The organism is Brevibacillus brevis NBRC 100599, assembly GCF_000010165.1.
Classification (GTDB): Bacteria; Bacillota; Bacilli; order Brevibacillales; family Brevibacillaceae; genus Brevibacillus; species Brevibacillus brevis_D.
This window is the reverse complement of the sequence record NC_012491.1, coordinates 4,539,609-4,557,960: the sequence shown is the minus strand read 5'-3', so window position 1 is coordinate 4,557,960 and position 18,352 is coordinate 4,539,609. Positions and strand designations below refer to the sequence as shown.

At 48.8% G+C, this 18,352-nt stretch carries 13 protein-coding genes; 11 read left to right on the top strand and 2 right to left on the bottom strand.

Features of this window, described 5'->3' with window-relative positions:
- The first annotated feature begins 22 nt into the window (after positions 1 to 22).
- From BBR47_RS21615 to BBR47_RS21585, 7 genes are all read left to right on the top strand, one after another.
- Positions 23 to 2,065 (top strand): methyl-accepting chemotaxis protein, encoded by a 2,043-nt coding sequence (locus tag BBR47_RS21615; RefSeq protein ID WP_015892548.1) that lies wholly within the window; start codon positions 23 to 25, stop codon positions 2,063 to 2,065.
- A 162-nt stretch (positions 2,066 to 2,227) separates the two neighbouring features.
- Positions 2,228 to 3,643 (top strand): NAD(P)/FAD-dependent oxidoreductase, encoded by a 1,416-nt coding sequence (locus tag BBR47_RS21610; protein ID WP_015892547.1) that lies wholly within the window; start codon positions 2,228 to 2,230, stop codon positions 3,641 to 3,643.
- Positions 3,640 to 4,479: an NAD(P)/FAD-dependent oxidoreductase gene (locus tag BBR47_RS21605; protein ID WP_015892546.1), complete on the top strand. Its 840-nt coding sequence runs from the start codon at positions 3,640 to 3,642 to the stop codon at positions 4,477 to 4,479. The genes BBR47_RS21610 and BBR47_RS21605 overlap by 4 nt, the downstream gene beginning before the upstream one ends.
- A gap of 27 nt (positions 4,480 to 4,506) precedes the next feature.
- Positions 4,507 to 4,971 carry a CoxG family protein gene (locus tag BBR47_RS21600; RefSeq protein WP_015892545.1) on the top strand — a complete coding sequence of 155 codons (465 nt, stop codon included), beginning with the start codon at positions 4,507 to 4,509 and terminating at the stop codon, positions 4,969 to 4,971.
- 19 nt (positions 4,972 to 4,990) lie between these two features.
- A complete protein-coding gene (locus BBR47_RS21595) occupies positions 4,991 to 5,761 on the top strand; it encodes a DeoR/GlpR family DNA-binding transcription regulator (protein WP_015892544.1) in 771 nt (256 codons plus the stop codon).
- 24 nt (positions 5,762 to 5,785) lie between these two features.
- Complete coding sequence (locus BBR47_RS21590) at positions 5,786 to 7,255, top strand: APC family permease (RefSeq protein WP_015892543.1); 1,470 nt, start codon at positions 5,786 to 5,788, stop codon at positions 7,253 to 7,255.
- Between the two features lie 24 nt (positions 7,256 to 7,279).
- Positions 7,280 to 8,800 (top strand): FGGY family carbohydrate kinase, encoded by a 1,521-nt coding sequence (locus tag BBR47_RS21585; RefSeq protein ID WP_015892542.1) that lies wholly within the window; start codon positions 7,280 to 7,282, stop codon positions 8,798 to 8,800.
- Positions 8,801 to 8,867: 67 nt separating this feature from the next.
- Here the strand turns inward: BBR47_RS21585 and BBR47_RS21580 are convergent, their stop codons facing one another.
- Entirely contained in the window at positions 8,868 to 9,323 is a 456-nt protein-coding gene (locus tag BBR47_RS21580) for an NUDIX hydrolase (protein WP_015892541.1), read from the bottom strand.
- A gap of 16 nt (positions 9,324 to 9,339) precedes the next feature.
- Positions 9,340 to 9,495, bottom strand: a complete 156-nt coding sequence (locus BBR47_RS21575; RefSeq protein ID WP_231850507.1) for a hypothetical protein — start codon at positions 9,493 to 9,495, stop codon at positions 9,340 to 9,342.
- 129 nt (positions 9,496 to 9,624) lie between these two features.
- Here BBR47_RS21575 and tkt point away from each other — a divergent pair, with 129 nt between their 5' ends.
- The 4 genes from tkt to BBR47_RS21555 all read left to right on the top strand — a co-directional run bounded on the left by tkt (position 9,625) and on the right by BBR47_RS21555 (position 18,325).
- Complete coding sequence (gene tkt / locus BBR47_RS21570) at positions 9,625 to 11,631, top strand: transketolase (RefSeq protein ID WP_015892539.1); 2,007 nt, start codon at positions 9,625 to 9,627, stop codon at positions 11,629 to 11,631.
- Between the two features lie 166 nt (positions 11,632 to 11,797).
- A complete protein-coding gene (locus BBR47_RS21565; RefSeq protein WP_015892538.1) occupies positions 11,798 to 14,314 on the top strand; it encodes a PBP1A family penicillin-binding protein in 2,517 nt (838 codons plus the stop codon).
- Positions 14,315 to 14,415: 101 nt separating this feature from the next.
- On the top strand, positions 14,416 to 14,766 hold the full coding sequence (locus BBR47_RS21560) for a hypothetical protein (protein WP_015892537.1): 351 nt from the start codon (positions 14,416 to 14,418) through the stop codon (positions 14,764 to 14,766).
- A gap of 241 nt (positions 14,767 to 15,007) precedes the next feature.
- Entirely contained in the window at positions 15,008 to 18,325 is a 3,318-nt protein-coding gene (locus BBR47_RS21555) for a collagenase (protein ID WP_015892536.1), read from the top strand.
- The last annotated feature ends 27 nt before the right edge of the window (positions 18,326 to 18,352 follow it).

Here is an 18,352-nt window from a genome sequence, read left to right as displayed (position 1 = left end):
TTGTATGATTGGAGGCTTTTGCATGAGGAGCATAAAAAATGTGCTGGTAACCATTTTGGCTGCTATCACGATCGGTATTTTTATTCTTCAGCTAGTGTTTGGTTTTCTCCAGTTTGAGCAAATTATCTCGAATGAAGTAGAAGCAAAGCTACAAATGCAGGTAGCCAAAGAGGCGGCTTATCTGAATGGGATGCTGGACAAGACAGGCAAGCTCTCGGAAACACTCACTTATTCTGTCTCGCATGGCTCCAAGGAAACAATCAAGCAAATAGAAGGGACGCTGGTCGATGTCGTAGCGTCTGAGCCTTTGATTGTTGGCGGTGGATTTTGGATGGAGCCATACAGCTTCGACAGCACGCAAAAGCTGTACGGCAGGTACGCCATCCGTAATAACGACAAAGTAGAGCTCGATCCGGCTTATAGCGATGGCAGCTATGATTATCTCGCGCAGGATTGGTACAAGGCGGGGATGGTGGACAAGCCATATGTATGGACTGAGCCGTATGCCGACCCGATTTCCAAAGTTCCTATGGTGACAGCAATTGCACCCATTAAGGTGGGAGGAAAAATCAGCGGTACGACGACATTGGATATCGGGCTTACGGAGCTTAACAAAAGCATCGAAAATCTGAAGGTTGGCGAAACAGGCTACGGTTTTATCGTTTCCAAGTCGGGCATTTACGTATCCCATCGCGATGCCCAAAAGAACTTGCAGGTGAAAATGACGGACGAATCTGAAACGGGACTGCGGGACATTGCCAATCAAATAACAGAAGCAACCGCGACGGGTATGACGCAAGCAACCATCGCTGGTCAAACGCAATTCGTCACCTTCGCTCCTATCGGGGAAACAGGCATGACACTAGCTACTGTCATGCCCGCAGCAGAGATTAACGGACCGGTTACCCAATACTTTTACATCAGCCTGATTATTTTTGGTGTCTCGATCAGCATTTTCCTCGTGCTCTTGTACTGGTTCATCAATCGACAGGTAGCACGCCCTTTGCTGCAGCTGAAAGCAAGCATCGTCAACCTGGTGGAAAAAAAGGATTTAACCCAGACGATCCCAATCCGGCGCAAGGATGAGATTGGCGACGTGGCGACAGCGGTGAATGTATTCATTGCGGATCTGCACGGAATGATGAAAAATATTAGCGGCTATACCGGTCAAGTCGGAACTGTTTCGGAAACTTCCGCAAAGAAGTCTCATGAAGCACGGCTTGCCTTTGGACAGGTGGCGTCGTCGTTCCAAGAGGTAGCAATCGGCACGGAGAATCAACAGCATAGTGCCGAAGAAAGTGCGCGTGCTATGGAAGAGATGGCCATCGGTATTCAGCGGATTGCCGAAGCCTCATCCACGATGGCCGAATCTTCGAAACATATGGCAAACGAAGCGGTGACGGGCAACCAATCCGTAGAGAAGGTGTCAGGACAAATGGACTCCATCAACCGATCTGTAAGCCATTCTGCCGATGTCGTTCGTTCGTTGGATAGCCGCTCAGCAGAAATTTCGCAGATCGTAGAAGTCATCGCAAGCATTGCATCCCAGACGAACCTGTTGGCGCTCAATGCAGCGATTGAAGCTGCGCGTGCAGGTGAACAGGGAAGAGGTTTCGCAGTGGTAGCAGATGAGGTGCGCAAGCTGGCAGAGCAGTCCAACGACTCCGCAAACCAAATTGCCAACCTGATTACGGAAATCCAACGGGAAACGACCTCGGCGGTACAAGCCATGGATGAGGGAACACGCGAGGTAGAAACCGGAATCCAGATTGCCTATGAGACAGGGGAAGCATTCCGCCGGATCATGGATTCTACCCAGGATGTTGCCGATCAGATTCAGGAGATTTCCTCCGTTGCCGAGCAAATGTCAGCGGCAACGGAACAGGTGACGGCATCTATTTTGCAGTTGTCCTTGATTGCAAAGGAATCTGCCGCAAGTGCATCGGGTGTGGCTGCTTCAACGGAAGAGCAGCGCATCTCGATGGACCAGCTCTCTACATCCGCCGAGCAGCTAAACCAGATGGCGAGGGAATTACAGCAAATGATCAACCGTTTCACACTCTAAACCTTGTTTGCAAAAAAATGCAAAATGATGAACTGCTGCTGTCATATGATGGGAGCAGTTCGCTTTATTGACAGAAAAATACAAGTCAGAATATAATGAATTTGAAATAAAGCAAACAAAAGCAATATTTTGCAAACAAAAATCCAAGGCTGGTGGAACAGAATGCAAAACCATAAGTATGACGTTGTGGTGATTGGTGGTGGAGTAGTCGGTACAGCCATATTACGCGCCCTTTCGTTTTATCAACTGAAACTGCTTTTAATCGAGAAGCAGCCTGACGTTTGTGAAGGGACAAGCAAGGCGAACAGTGGGATTGTTCATACCGGGTTTGATGCAAAGCCAGGCACGGTTGAGGCAGAGTGCCTTCGCCGCTCCCGCCGCTTATGGCCGATGTTGGTTGAGAATCTGAGAATTCCCTTCATTCCATGTGGCGCTGTAATGGTGGCGACAAACGAAGAAGAAAAGCAGATTATCGAAACCACCTATGTTCCCCAAGCAAAGGCAAATGACGTAGATGTTTACTGGATGTCTGCTGAGGAGATTCTGGAGATGAATCCCGCTGTGACAACCAAGGTAACAGGTGGATTGGCAGTGCCAGGTGAAGCTATCTGCGATCCATTCTGGGCCACCAGAGCCTTCGGAGAGATAGCAGTGTTAAACGGTGCGGAGGTTGTGCTTGGGCATGGCGTCTCCCACATCGAGACGGTACCGGATGGAGAGGACCTGCGCCTTACGCTAGAAAATGGGGGAACGGTCACGACCCGTTATGCGGTGAATGCTGCCGGATTATGGTCTGATGAAATTGCCCGGATGGTGGGAGAGGAGAGCTTCTCGATTTCACCGCGCAAAGGCCAGTTTATCCTGACCGAAGAGGCGATATCCATCTCCTCGATCATCTTGCCGGTTCCTACGAAAACCTCCAAGGGCGTGTTGGTTTCGCCAGTCGTGTTCGGCGGTTTTCTGCTTGGGCCAACGGCGGAGGATCAAGAGGACAAATGGGATCGTTCCACCTCGGAGGCCGGGATGGAATCGGTGCTGGCAGGCTGTGAGAAACTCGTTCCAGACACGCGGCAGTTTTCCACGATTCGTCAGTTTGCCGGAGTCAGGGCAGTTTGCAGCGAAGGAGATTTTGTCATCCGTCCATCCGCTGTGCAGCCACGCATGATTCATGCTGCCGGGATTCGTTCCACCGGACTATCTGCTTCCCCTGGCATAGCAGAGCTGGTAGCGGAAACACTTCAGAAAGCTGGACTTGAGCTGCAAGCAAACGAACAGGCACAGCACACCCTTCCCGATCTCTTTTCAGAGGAGCAGGATACAGGAGAAATCATTTGTCTGTGCCGCTCGATTACCCGGAGTGAGATCGTCCACTCCTTGAAGCGTCCACTCACCCCGCAGACTATTGATGGCGTGAAGCGGCGGACGGGCGCCACCTTAGGAGAGTGCCAAGGAAACTGCTGTATTCCCAAAATCATCGATGTTATGGCCGAGACCTATCCTGATCAGACCGGGAAGCAGCCTTTAAAAGGAGTAAAAAACTCTTATCTAGCTGTAGTACAAGGAGAGAAGCAGGCATGAAGTATGAATTGGTGATCATTGGAGCAGGAATCTCGGGATTGACGGCAGCCGTTTCAGCGTGGGAAGGAGGAATCAGCTCTGTTCTGATGATTGATTACCAGAAGAGAAAAGGTGGCTTCACCTTACCGTATTGGAGCTCCGAGGAGTTTGCACCAGAACGGGAGCTGCTGGAAAAAATCGCGTCGCTTCCCTTCGAGATTCACGAACAATCAACGGTCGTCGGTTTTTTCCCAGGGGCAAACGGTCAACTGCATCAGTTGTACGTCCAGTCACCGATGGGCACCTATTCTATTGAGGCAAAAAAGGTACTGATCGCCTCAGGCTCACTGGAAAAACCGCGTGAGGCGCATAAAATCCCGGGGACACGTCCAGCAGGAATCATGACGCCGATGATGGCGATGCAGCTGGTAGAGCGAGGATATCAGCCAGGCCACAGGATTGTGTTGATCGAGAATGGTAGAATCTCACGCAGTACAGCGACCCTTCTGGAAAAAGAGACGAGCAATCTGGTCAAATATGCGGAGTCCGATTGGGAGCTTACCTCTATCAAGGGATTGTCCCGAGTAGAAGGAGTGCAGCTGCGGAATCGGATGACGGATGAGAGAAACGAAGTGGCGTGCGATACACTCATTTTTGCAAAAGGTCGTGTGCCTTGCACGTTTTTCTTGAAAGGAACGCCAATCGAGCGAGATCATCGCGATGCGATCATCGTAGATGCCACGGGGAAAACGAATCTGCCAGATATTTATGCAGTGGGGAGCTGTACTTGCCTTGGCGACGATGATCACACCAATTCAATGGAATTGGCAAAAGAAACAGCCAAGCACCTCTTTTAAAGCGATCATCAGAAGGGAGAGTTTACGATGAAGCTATCCGACTCGTTTACGATTCAGGCAAGCAAAGCGGATGTATGGTCGGTCTTTATGGATGTAGAAAAGCTGTCAGGATGCGTACCGGGCTGCAAAGAAGTAAAAATGAGCAGCCTAACCCGTTATGAAGCGAACATGGAAGTGAAAATACAGTTTATGACGATTCCATTCCGTGTCACCGGAGAATTAAGAGAAGCAGTAGAAGGAGAAGCGCTACAAGTAGAGATGACCGGACAACCAGTAGCGTTGGCCGGATTATTCCGCAATCAATTGCACCTTCAGTTAAAAGAGGAACAGCCGGGAACCACACGAGTTCAATACGAGATGGATTTGCAAATGACAGGACGATTGGCATCATTAGGAGATATACTAATGAAGGGGACTGTGAAGAAAAAGGCAGAGGAATTTGCGACGAACGTCCAAACCTTGTTTCAGTCTAGTCAGGAGATTTACAATTAAGAGAAGCTGGTGATCATCCATGCTACAAGAAGAAAGGCAGCAGCTGATCCTGCAAATGCTACAAGAAAATCAATCCGTTCGTATTGCAGAGCTATGCAGCCGACTAATGGTGACCCGCGAAACAATCAGGCGTGATTTGTATGAAATGGAGCAGCAGGGGCTACTGAAAAAGGTGCATGGTGGCGCTATTCTGAATAAAACCAACGTAGAGCCTCCTTATGCCAAGCGGAGTGGTTTAAACTTGGCGGAGAAAGAGGCGATTGCAGTGGCCGCCGCCTCTTTGGTGGAGGACGGTGACGCGATCTATATTGATTTAGGCACGACGACACAATTGTTCGCCAAACACCTTTACCATAAAAAAGGAATTACGGTGATAACCAATGCGCTACTGGTGGCATTGGAACTATCTCATCACCCGGATGCAAAGGTGATCATGAGTGGAGGTGAATTGCGGGCAGGGGATCTGGCCATGTCCGGTCCGATTGCCAGGAAAAGCCTCGAGGGGTTGTTTGTGGACAAAGCATTTATTGGTGTGGGTGGATTGGCCGCCGAAACTGGTTTTACGGATTACCATGTAGGCGAGTCAGACATCAGGCAGCTGATGCTTACAAACGCCAAAGAAACATATGCCCTGATTGATCATTCCAAAATAAATGTAACCGCTTTTATGAGAGTGGCAGAGCTATCCGATATCGACGTAGTCATTACAGATGAGGAACTACCCCAATCTCTTGCTGGGCGACTGGCTCAGGAAGGATTGCAAGTCATCGTTGCTAAGACATCCGTGTAAAGCAAATGGTGAGGGAGGCAGTCCATGGTGAAGCAATCGGTACAAGTAAATGATTCGCAAGATATGCAAACGTATCATTATAAGCAAGAATTGAGACGGACATTAAAATTGTTCAGTTCGTTTGCCGTCGCGTTTTCTTTCATTTCCATTACAACAGGTATTTTTAGCAATTATGGATTTGTGCTGAGTACAGCTGGGCCGGCTGGTATTTGGACCTGGCCGATTGTAACCATAGGGCATTTGTTAGTGGCGATTATTTTTGCAGAGCTGGCTGGAAGAATTCCATTGAGCGGTTATTCCTATCAATGGGTGACACGTCTTGCCAACCCGGGGCTGGGTTGGTTTGCTGGCTGGATTGCCTTTTGTTTTCTCGTTATCGTGGTTCCAACCGTCGACTATGCGCTGGCGCCCATCATTGCCGAGATGTTTGGTTGGGATACAGGCTCCAAGACGCTAGTCTGGATCGTGATTGGTACCCTAGTCGTGCAAGCTTTATTAAACATTTATGGAGTGAAGCTAGCAACTCGCATTAACGATATCGCCGTGTACACCGAAGTGATCGGTATGGTTGGGATCGTTGTAGTGCTGGGGGCAGTTGTGATGTACAAAGGGGCAAATTGGAACATGCTGACCGAGATCGGTACCACTGCCACTCAATCAGATGGTTCGTACCTAGGCGCTTTTATCATGGCTGCCCTGATGGGTTCCTTTACATTAGTAGGTTTCGAGGCTGCTGCGAATCTCTCCGAGGAGACGATCAATGCGAAGAAAACGGTTCCTCGTGCGATGATTTTATCCGTATTACTAAGTGGTGTGATCGGTTTCTTACTGTTGATCGTCATTTCTGTTGCCATTACTGATTTGCCGACTGTGCTTGGTGTAGCGAATCCGATTCCGTACATATTGCAAGCAAGTCTTGGCTCTGCTGTATCCAGCTTTTTTCTGGTGCTTTGCCTCATTTCCATCTTCGCGTGCGGCTTGATCATCATGGCTTCCGCTTCCCGCCTCATCTATGCGTTGTCACGCGACAATGTATTCTTCGCTTCCTCCATCTTCAAGAAGGTATCACCTCAGACTTCCGTACCAACAAACGCAGTTTTACTCGTTTTCGTGCTAGGCATGCTCGCGGTGCTATTCGCAGATTCCTTGACCCTTCTGGTAGGGGCAACCTCAGTTCTGCCTGCCCTTCTCTATCTGACAACGATTGCGGCTTATGCATGGAAACGCAAGGAACTGCCCAAATCGAAGCACTTTGATCTAGGAAAATGGCGCACACCGCTCACGTTCCTAGCGATTGCATGGCTGATCTTTGAAATTGGCATTTTGACTATTCCGGAAAACTTCCATAGCGTAGCGATCGTAGCAGCTACCTTGCTGGCAGTTGGTGTGATTTTGTATCATCTGCTGTTCCGCAAAGGGATTAGGGAGGGCCGTATCGGTATAAGAGACAGAACATTCGGATTTGGTGAAGAGAAAGAAGATCATTCCGCCTAGAATAATAAAAAAGGAGTCTGCTGTATGGAGAAGTATTTGCTGTCGATCGACCAGGGAACAACTGGGACCAAGGTGCTGTTGGTCAACCGCCATGGACGAGTTGTTGCTGAAAGCTATCAGAAGCATACGCAATCTTATCCACAGTCCGGATGGGTGGAGCATAATCCAGAGGAGATCTGGGAAAAGGTCTTGATGGGAGTGGCCGACGTGATGCTCAAGGGACGTATCGAGCCTGAGCAGGTGGAAGCGGTAGGTCTGGCTAATCAGGGGGAAACGGTCCTCTTTTGGGATTCGGTCAGCGGGGAGCCGCTTTATCCGGCTGTCGTCTGGTCTTGCCGCCGCTCCGATCAAATCGCCGAGCGTTGGAAGGCGGATGGTGAGTGGGCAAAGAAGGTAGCCGAGAAAACCGGACTTTTGATTGACCCGTATTTTTCTGCGACCAAAATCAGATGGATGATGGAGGAAGTGCCTCTGGTGCGAGAAAAGATTCGACAGCGGCAGGCCTTTTGCAGCACGCTTGATTCTTGGCTGATCTGGCAGATGACAGGAGGCGCCTCGTATGTAACCGATGCTTCGACTGCTGCCCGAACGCTGTTGTTTGCCCATCGGCAGGGGAATTGGGATGAGGAAATATTGCGGTATTTGGAAATAGAGGAGGACTGGCTGCCGCAGATTCGTTCAACCGTTGGTTCTTTTAGTCGTACGAATCCGGATCAATTTTGCGGCATTCAAGCACCGATTCTCGTCAACCAGGTGGATCAACCAGCCGCCCTTTACGGTCATCTCTGCATAGAGCCGGGGATGTCCAAATGCACGTATGGCACGGGTTGCTTCGCTTACATGAACGTCGGAAACGAGCCGCCTGCTACGAATGAGAGCGGACTCTTGACGACGCTTGTCTGGAAACGCGGGGCACAACAGACTTATGCGCTTGATGGAGCGATTTATGCGGCGGGGTCTGCTGTCGAATGGGGAAAGGAGCAGCTTGGACTGTATAAGGATATAGAAGAGCTACAACGGTGGTCGGAGCAGTGGTATGAACAACTACACAAGGGGGAAGCCCCAACCAATCTTTTATTTATCCCGGCATTGAATGGGATCGGCACGCCGTACTGGAACTCGGAGGCCAGAGGGGTGTTTCTCGGACTCTCTCAGCATACGGACCGACCGTTAATGGCAAAAGCGATTCTGGAAGGGATCGCTCACCGTGTAGCGGATGTGTTTGTCACAATGGAACAGGCGGTCGGACAAAAGATTTCGGTCTTGCGCGTAGATGGGGGCTTGACGCAAAATCCGTATTTGATGCAGTTTCAGGCAGATCTGCTAGGTGTTCCGGTTGAGGTGCCCCAGAGCCATGAAACAACAGCGATGGGCATTGCGTTTCTGCTTGGGGAAGAGTGCGGCTGGTGGTCGGTGAAAGACTTGGAAGCGCGAATGAAGGTAGGGCGTCGCTATGAGCCGACACTTGATGAATCGGTGAGGAAAAAACTGCGTGCTCGCTGGAACAAGGCGGTTCACCTTCTGTTACAAGTAAGCGAAGGGTAACGTAAAAAAAGCAACCAACTGCCAAAGCGGGCACAAGGCGCCTGGCGGATGGGTTGCTTTTTATGATTTATTCCACTCGAATGGCACGCTCCCAGCCAAAGCTGTCAAACCACTCTTTACGTCTAAAGTTCAAGAGAGCTTGTCTCACATAAGGAATGACGTTCGGGGGTAATTTATCCATGTCCACCCATACGAGCTCATCGCATTTATTCGGCTCGGCATTGATAATTTCTCCGCGCCATTCGGTGGTCGCAACAAAAAAGTCAATGCGTTCATCTGTAGAGAGCCGATGCATGACGCCTACCATCTCCAGGCTCGCTGGATCGATGTCAATTCCGCATTCTTCTTTGGCCTCGCGGATCGCGGCTGTCTTCACTTCTTCATTCCCATCGAGATGTCCGGCGGGAACACTGTAATTGCCGTCTTCGTAGCCGGTATTGTAGCGGCGTAATAACAAGACTTGCGAATCTTTTACCAGGAAAAGGTGAACGGCTACCTGCATCGCGAAGCGCTCTTTCAGCATGGGAATTCTCCTCTATTTAATGATACTCTTCCGGACGATGATTCTCGGCAGCCTGTTTCCGGCGCTCGAGTCTGTTTTTTTTCAAAATAGGAGAGCTGGTCATCGCGAAGAGCAGCATTCCAATTCCAGCAACCCCTAAAACGATCCCGATAGTAAGATACAGCGAATTCATTGAAAAAGACCTCCTTAATTCATGCAAAGCGAACATGATTATGAATGGGAACTATGCTATAATGGCACAGTGTGTTTTTACCTGATTCTCGGTAGTAATTTCTAGAAAACGCAGGGAGGATTTTGCGAGATGACTCAGCATACGTCTGTTGATCAGCTATCCATTAATACCATCCGCACGCTGGCGATTGATGCCATCGAGAAGGCGAATTCCGGTCACCCGGGAATGCCGATGGGTGCAGCGCCTATGGCACATGTACTGTGGAGCCGCTTTATGAAAGTAAATCCGAGCAATCCAAAATGGATTGACCGCGACCGTTTTGTCCTCTCAGCAGGACATGGCTCTATGCTATTATACTCGATGTTGCATCTGATGAAATACGATGTTTCACTGGAAGACCTACATAATTTCCGTCAATGGGGCAGCAAAACGCCTGGTCACCCTGAGTTTGGACATACAGCGGGTGTTGACGCGACAACGGGTCCTTTGGGACAAGGGATCGCGATGGCTGTCGGTATGGCGATGGCTGAAAAGCACATGGCAGCTGTTTACAACCGCGACAATTTTGACATCGTTGACCATTACACATACGTAATTTGCGGCGACGGTGACCTGATGGAGGGTGTATCCAGCGAGGCTTCTTCCCTGGCTGCTCACCTGAAACTGGGCAAAATGATCGTGCTCTACGATTCGAACGATATCTCTCTGGATGGCGAGCTTTCCCGTTCCTTCTCTGAAAACGTTGCGGGTCGCTACCAAGCGTATGGTTGGCAATACATTCGCGTAGAAGACGGCAATGATCTGGCTGCTATTGACGCGGCTATCGCAGAAGCGAAAAAAGATTTGGACCGTCCTACCTTGATCGAAGTAAAAACTGTCATTGGATACGGTAGCCCGAACAAAGGCGGCTCCAGCTCTTCTCATGGCGCTCCTCTTGGAAAAGACGAAGTGAAGCTGACAAAAGCAAACTACGAGTGGCATCATGAAAGTGAGTTCCACGTACCACAAGAAGTGACGGATTTCTTTGCAGGCTTGGCTGACGCTGGCGAAAAAGCAGAAGCTGCTTGGCGCGACCTGTTTGCTGCATACGCAAAAGCGTATCCGGAACTGGCGCTGCAATTTACGACTGCAGAAGAAGGTCATCTGCCTGCTGGTTGGGACAACCATATGCCGACGTATGAAGCTGGCGCAAAGCTGGCGACACGCGTTGCTTCTGGTAATGCGATCAATGCATTGGCAAACAGCGTTCCGTTCTTCCTGGGCGGCTCTGCTGACTTGGCACATTCCAACAACACGGTGATTAAAGAAGCTGGCAACTTCCTGCCAGGTTCTTATGATGGCCGGAACATTTGGTTTGGTGTTCGCGAATTCGCGATGGGTGCAGCCCTCAACGGTATGGCTCTCCACGGTGGCGTTAAAGTATACGGGGGTACATTCTTCGTGTTCTCCGACTACGTTCGTCCGGCGATTCGCCTCTCTGCACTAATGAAGCAGCCAGTTGTCTACGTATTTACACATGACTCGATCGCGGTTGGTGAAGACGGACCGACGCATGAGCCGATTGAACAGCTCGCTTCCTTGCGTGCAATGCCAGGCTTGACCATTCTTCGTCCGTCTGATGCAGTGGAGACGAACGAGGCTTGGAAATATGCTGTATCCCGTACAGATGAGCCAGTCGTTCTGGTACTGACTCGTCAAAACCTGCCAGTTCTGCCTGAAACCATTGAGAAAGCGGCAGAAGGCGTGAGCAAAGGTGCGTATGTTCTCGCAGACGCTCCAAGCGGCAATCCGCAGCTCATCCTGCTCGCAACTGGATCTGAGGTATCCCTCGTGATGCAGGCGCGTGAGCAATTGCTTGCGAAAGGTATTGAAACACGAGTTGTTTCCATGCCGAGCTGGAACCTGTTCGAGCGTCAGCCAAAAGAGTATCGAGACGCTGTGATTCCACCGTCTGTCAAAGCGCGTGTGGCGGTAGAAATGGGCTCTCCAATGGGCTGGGAGCGTTATGCTGGTGATAACGGTACGGTCATCGCAATCGATCAGTTTGGCGCATCTGCACCAGGTGAGCGTATCATGAAGGAATACGGCTTCACGGTAGAAAATGTTGTAGCTGAAGCAGAAAAACTGCTGAAATAGTAAACCTTTAGGAAAAAGCCTATCTTCTGTTTCAGGAGATAGGCTTTTCCAGTGACAAACGGAATTTTGTATGGAATGATAGACTACAACCCAAAACAGAAACTTTTTTGAAATGGGACCGTCTATATAAGATGTGGGGGAGAGAGAGAATACCAGGAGGTAAATAATGGCAGCAAAGGCCAAGAAGAAAGTCAAGAAGAAAAAGAACAACTTGCTGATGATTGCCGTATCGTTTGCAATTTTCCTTGTCCTTAGTGTGATTGGGGGCTACTTCGCCCTATTGTATGCGGGAGACCGGATGATTGAGCAAAACGTACAAAAGCTACAGGACTTAAAAGCAGAACCAACTGTCATTTACGACAAAAACGGAAAAGAGATAATTAGTCTGATTCGTCAGAAGAACCGTGTATACAAACCGATTAACGAAATGCCAAAGACCCTGATCGATGCGTTCCTCGCTGTAGAGGATAAGCGCTTTTATGAACATAAGGGCGTGGATATGGTTCGGATCGGTGGCGCCATAGTCAATGACATCAAAAAAGGATCGCTGGCTGAAGGGGGAAGTACGATTACCCAACAGTTGGCAAGAAACGTCTTTCTCACCCTAGATCAAACATTCTGGCGCAAAACAAAAGAAATGAGTATTGCGATTGGCTTGGAGCGTAAGTACTCCAAGGATCAAATTTTAGAGATGTACTTGAACCGCGTTTATTTGGGCGAAGGGGAATTTGGGGTAGAGGATGCTGCCCAGTATTACTTCGGCAAGTCGGTAAGTAATGTTACCGTTGCAGAAGCAGCGATGCTGGCGGCGATTCCAAAAGCACCGAGCACCTATTCACCATTTAACAATCCGGAAAAAGCCAAGCTACGTCGAGACACCGTTATACGTCTAATGTCTGAGCAAGGCATTATTACTAATGAACAAAAGGATGCAGCTCAAGCAGAGGCGTTGCCGACCAAACCGCATGAAGTGGCCGGTGGAAGCTTGAAAAAAGGCTATCGCGCGTTTTTTGACAATATGTTAAAAGAGTCCGAAGCAGAGTTTGGTGTAACGGAAGAAGAACTGTACCGCGGAGGCTGGGACATTTACACCACCTTTGATCCGAAAGTGCAGGATGCCATGGTAGAGGAATATGCCAATGCCAAAAACTTCCCGAAAGACGGCGCCAAGCGCGGTGTAGAATCATCGATGATTGTCATCGACGCGAAAACAGGCGGAATTGCCGGGATGATTGGCGGACGCAACTATGCGCCAAAAGGCTTTAACTATGCGACAGACATGAAGCGTCAGCCGGGCTCCAGCTTTAAACCGATTGCCGTGTTCGCTCCAGCAGTCAATAAAGATATCAACAAATGGAACGCGAATTCGCAACTGAGTAACAAAAGGCAGAGCTTTAATGGCTATGAGCCGCGCAACTACAATAACCGCTACACGGAAACAGTCAGTATGAGCCGGGCGATGATCGACTCTGCAAATATCCCGCCTGTTTGGCTGTTAAATGAAATTGGGGTATCAGAAAGCTTGGCATACCTCAAGAAAGTCGGCATAGAGCTGACACCGAATGACCGAAACCTGGCGATTGCTCTCGGGGGATTGAATCAAGGTATATCCCCGAAGCAAATGGCTCAGGCCTATACACCTTTTGTGAATGCAGGGGTAGTTTCCGAGGCGCACTCGATTAGCAAGGTCGAGAATAAGGATGAGGGTGTCGTCCGTGAATACCAGCCAAAACAATCAGAGGCACTGAAGCCGGAAGCAGCTTGGGAGATTCACACCATGCTGGAGAAAGCGGTTCAGGAAGGGACAGGGAAGGCAGCGCGTATCTCTGGCCGCCATGTTGCGGGTAAAACCGGTACGACCCAATCGATAGCAGGCGACAGCAAAGCAAACAAGGATGCTTGGTTTGTGGGCTATACTCCGGAATATGTCGGTGCCGTTTGGATGGGCTTCGATCCGGAGGACAAACAGCATTTGATGCACCAAGGAAGTAGCATGACGGCGCAAATGTTCTCCAAAGTGATGGGAACCGCCTTAAAAGGTGTGCCGTCATCGGACTTCGTTCGACCAGAAGGCGCCGTACAGCATAAACAAGAAGAAGTTGAACCGGAAATCCAATTGGCTGCAGACATGACATTGGACACAAATACGAATAAATTGATGGTCGTGCTTAGCTGGATTGGTGGCTCTGACGGCGATACGTACGATCTTTACCGCATTAGTGAAAGCGGCGAAAGGAAACTCATCTCTGCGGGTATGAAGGAAACCTCTTATGTAGATGTGTTGGATAGTCCGAAACAGTATCAGTATCAAGTCGTTCCACGAAATGCACAAGGCGAGGAAGGCACACCTTCCAAAACAGTCCCAATCGATTCCAAGAAGCTGGAGAATATTATCAATCAAGATCCAGGTCATAACGAGGAAGGCAACAATCAGGGACAAAATCCGGATGGTACGGGAAATGGCAACGGGGAAATTCCACCTGACCAAGGTACCGGAGAAACTGGTGAGCATACTAATAATGGAGGCAGTAGCCAACCGCCAAATCCGGGAACAGGTGAGGTTCCACCGGACATCATGAATCCAGTGCCTGGTCAGACAAATGGTTCTTCCAATGAAATTCAATTACCACCACCTCCACAAGAGGATGGGCAGAACCAGTCCCCAGATGCTTCAAACGGCTAAAGATTAGCCCAGCAAGAACGATTCAAAACCGATTCGACTATTTGCACAGCTTCTTTCGCGTGGTACAATACCATTAAATCGGGAGACAGGGGGGACAGTCCATGTCTAGCTACGCACAAAGGGATCTACCCACATTTTTCAAAGAACAGTTACGCCAAACCAAGGTGAATTTTGAGCGAGCACTTGACTGTAAACACACCGATTTCGATGATCTTTACCCATACATGAACGAACAGCCACAGTTCTTCTGGTACAAACGTTACGTGGCTTGGTCAGAACTGTTGACAGTCGTACGTCTAGCTGAACAATTGGGTATTGAGTGGACAGAGGATTTCAGTGAGCAGCAGGTAGAATTCATTCAAGGCAAGGTTCTGCAAGGAAAAGTGCTCGATTATTGGAACCCAGAAGAAGAACAAGAAGAATCGATGAGGGAATTGGAAGAAGAAAAATAAATGTGATCGTAAAAAGATGACGCGTTCCCATTGCGGGAACGCGCTTTTTTGCGTGCGCGAAGTAGGCTCACTTTTGAAAGGAATAGTGTCTAATATTACATACATGTTTATGTACTTTTGTAAAAAAATGTATACATCTTTGCTCTTCTTTTCTGTTATATGCATTGGCACCATACTTGCAATTTCTAACAGCGTGTCATTTATCTCAATCCGTTACCATTCAAAGGAGGTTTGCTCATTCATGAAGAAAAAGCGCCACACGGTACACACAAGCCGCATGATGGCTGGTGTTCTTCTCTCAACATCCTTTCTATTGGGGACAGTTGGTACTCCTGCCCAAGCCTTGGCAGTCAAGGATTACTCGAGTGCGATCGGAAGGGATGCACATCAAAACGTTCCGCCTTCTGGGAAATATGTAGAGGGAAGGCTGGACCCAGTCACCTCGTTTCAGCATCAATCCAGTGACAAAGCAGAGGAATATCCGCATCCAGTGGAGCCGTCCCGGCGTGTAGAGGAGCAAGAGTCTTCGAACGAACAGCAGCGGAGCATAAAGGCAAATGCCGAAAAGTACGCGATGGCCGATTTGAACAAGCTCAGTTATGACGAATTAGTTAATATACTGGTGACGGTCAGCTGGGAGCAGATTCCTGAATTATTCGATTTTACCCCCGATTCGTACGCCTTTTACAATGATCGGCAGCGCGTTCAGGCCATCATTGACGCATTGCAAGTCAGAGGCACACAATACTCCAGCAGCGATTCCAAAGGAATAGACACCTTGGTAGAGGTTCTTCGCTCTGGATATTACCTCGGCTACTACCATCAGGAATTATCCTATCTCAATCAGAGAAGCGAGCATGAAAAAGTGTTCCCTGCTCTACAAGCCATTGCCGACAATCCGAATTTCAAATTAGGGACAGATGTCCAAAATGAGGTGGTAGGTGCATTTGGTGGACTTATTGGAAACACGTTTGTAAGCGCTTCCCTTGTGGAGAAAGCTGCACCGATCATCCGTCAATACGAAGAACAAATGGATACGTTCATCACGCAGCGGAGTGCGGGAGATGCTGTATTCCGCATCATGAGCCAGTTTAGCTATATTCTGATGTGGAAAGTGGATGAACCAACCAAGAAACAGGAGTTTTACGGCAAAATCGATACGTATCTGAACGAGTTGGGAAAACTCGCGTTGCATGGCGATACGGATGAAGCGAAGGAATGGGTCCTCGACAATGGGTTTTATCATAGTGCGCATTTGGGAGAATACCACTCCAATCCGAATAAGGGCAACGAGGTCCTCACAGAAGCGTTAGAGCTTTATCCGTATGTGGGACTGCAGTATATGCAGGTAGCGAAGCTGATCCAGACGGTCTATGGCGGAAAAGACGCTAAGGGAAGGGACATCCAGTTCAACAAGATTCGTGAGGATGCCATGGAAAAGTATTTGCCCAAAGAATACACATTTGATGACGGAAGCATCGTCATGAAAACAGGAGGGGATGTCACAGAAGAAAAAGTCAAACGGTTATACTGGGCGGCAAAAGAGGTAAAAGCGCAGTTTCATCGTATGGCAGGGCGAGATGAACCGATGGAGAAAGGGAACCCCGACGATATTTTAACCATGGTCCTTTACAATAGTCCTTCAGAGTACAAGATGAACAACCCCCTGTTTGGCTATGAGACGAACAACGGGGGCATGTATATCGAGGGAAAAGGAACTTTCTTCACCTACGAACGAACACCGCAGCAGAGCACGTACACACTGGAAGAATTATTCCGCCATGAATTCACGCACTATTTGCAAGGGCGCTATGCCATACCTGGCTTGTGGAATGAAGGACCGATTTACAGAGACGAGAGATTGTCGTGGTTTGAAGAAGGAGGAGCGGAACTGTTTGCAGGCTCCACGCGAACAACAGGTGTTCTGCCTCGAAAATCCATGGTCAACAATCTGATTCGCTTTGGACAAAATAATTGGTATACAGCCTCTCAAACTTTGCACGCACGCTACGGCACGTGGGATTTTTATACGTATTCATACGCCTTGCAGTATCACATGATGAAAGAGGACTGGAACAAGCTCGATGACATCATGGATTACATAGAGGCCAATAACGTGGATGGTTATGACCAGTTCATCCGTACGCTCAGCAATGATTCAGAGCTAAATCGGGATTACCACCGAACCATGGAATCGTTGGTGGACAGCTATCCTGATCTGACCGTGCCCTTGGTGTCTGATGATTATTTGGTAACACCAGCCCCCAAAGCAAGTGCAGAAATCTACCAAGAAATTGAGGATGTCGCTGGATTGCAAAATGTGTCTACAAACAGGCATCATTCAGAGTTTTTCCAAACCTTTACGTTAACCGGGACGTACACGGGTACGCAGGCACAAGGGGAGAAGCAAGACTGGGAAACGATGAGTCGCATGACTGACGAGTTTCTAACTACACTTACTTCCCACCCGTGGAACGGCTACAAAACCGTAACCGCCTACTTTACCAACTATAGAGTAAATGCGTCCAATCAGTTTGAGTATGATGTTACGTTCCACGGAGTACTTCCAGAACAAGGAGATGGTGAGAACAAGCCGCCTGTTATTGTCATGAACGGACCGTCAAAAGCAGCTGTAAACGAGGAGGTTGCATTCAGTAGTAACGGAAGCTCCGATCCGGATGGGAGCATCGTATCCTATCTGTGGGAATTTGGAGATGGCACAAGCAGCAGTGATGCCAATCCTACGCATGTCTACGAAAATCAGGGAGAATATACCGTGAAACTGCGAGTAACGGATGACAAAGGAGCGGTTACTGCGAAATCGATGACGATCACGATCGAGGAGCAGGGTGGAGAAATTGGGGAAAAGGAACAAGAGCCAAACAACAGCTTTTCAGAGGCAAATCCGTTGAAAAGCAACGTGGAGCTGAGTGGTCAAACAAGTAAACAGGACGACAAGGACATTTTTGCCTTGAAGGTATTGGGCAACGGAACGGTCAAAATCAACGTAACGAGTGAGCATGATACTGGTTTGAACTGGGTCGTTCACCACGAGGATGATCTGAATAATTACCTCGCTTACCCCAAAACCTCAGGCAAAACGCTCTCTGGTGAGTTTGAAGCAACTCCGGGCACCTATTATTTGTCCGTGTACAACTTTAACGGTGAAACCATTCCATACAAAGTAACCGCGGAATGGCCAGAAGAAAATACAGAACCGACCGAAGTGGAACCGAACAATTCATTTGATGACGCTAATACACTACAGTTGGGCAAAGAGATAAGTGGGCAAACCGATCGTACAGATGACAAGGACACGTACATGATTCAGGTTGAAGAGGAAGGAGTCATTCAAGTTACGGTAAGTAGCGAGAAGGACGAAGGCTTAAACTGGGTGGTGTTCCATGAAGATGATCTCAAAACATATTTCGCCTACCCCAAAACCACAGGTAAGAAACTGACTGGAGAATTTGAGGCAAAACCAGGAAAATACTACTTGTTAGTCTACAACACTAACAACACGAAGATTCCGTACAAAGCTATCGTGAACGCTGAGTAACCTCCCCATTTATAGGAAGCAAAGCCC

Excerpts from the sequence above, each read along its gene's own strand:
- BBR47_RS21595 (WP_015892544.1), top strand. The coding sequence starts at position 4,991 with ATGCTACAAGAAGAAAGGCAGCAGCTGATCCTGCAAATGCTACAAGAA.
- BBR47_RS21585 (WP_015892542.1), top strand. The coding sequence starts at position 7,280 with ATGGAGAAGTATTTGCTGTCGATCGACCAGGGAACAACTGGGACCAAG.
- BBR47_RS21565 (WP_015892538.1), top strand. The coding sequence starts at position 11,798 with ATGGCAGCAAAGGCCAAGAAGAAAGTCAAGAAGAAAAAGAACAACTTG.
- BBR47_RS21605 (WP_015892546.1), top strand. The coding sequence starts at position 3,640 with ATGAAGTATGAATTGGTGATCATTGGAGCAGGAATCTCGGGATTGACG.
- BBR47_RS21580 (WP_015892541.1), bottom strand. The coding sequence starts at position 9,323 with ATGCTGAAAGAGCGCTTCGCGATGCAGGTAGCCGTTCACCTTTTCCTG.
- BBR47_RS21555 (WP_015892536.1), top strand. The coding sequence starts at position 15,008 with ATGAAGAAAAAGCGCCACACGGTACACACAAGCCGCATGATGGCTGGT.
- BBR47_RS21615 (WP_015892548.1), top strand. The coding sequence starts at position 23 with ATGAGGAGCATAAAAAATGTGCTGGTAACCATTTTGGCTGCTATCACG.
- BBR47_RS21610 (WP_015892547.1), top strand. The coding sequence starts at position 2,228 with ATGCAAAACCATAAGTATGACGTTGTGGTGATTGGTGGTGGAGTAGTC.
- BBR47_RS21600 (WP_015892545.1), top strand. The coding sequence starts at position 4,507 with ATGAAGCTATCCGACTCGTTTACGATTCAGGCAAGCAAAGCGGATGTA.
- BBR47_RS21590 (WP_015892543.1), top strand. The coding sequence starts at position 5,786 with ATGGTGAAGCAATCGGTACAAGTAAATGATTCGCAAGATATGCAAACG.
- BBR47_RS21560 (WP_015892537.1), top strand. The coding sequence starts at position 14,416 with ATGTCTAGCTACGCACAAAGGGATCTACCCACATTTTTCAAAGAACAG.
- tkt (WP_015892539.1), top strand. The coding sequence starts at position 9,625 with ATGACTCAGCATACGTCTGTTGATCAGCTATCCATTAATACCATCCGC.
- BBR47_RS21575 (WP_231850507.1), bottom strand. The coding sequence starts at position 9,495 with ATGAATTCGCTGTATCTTACTATCGGGATCGTTTTAGGGGTTGCTGGA.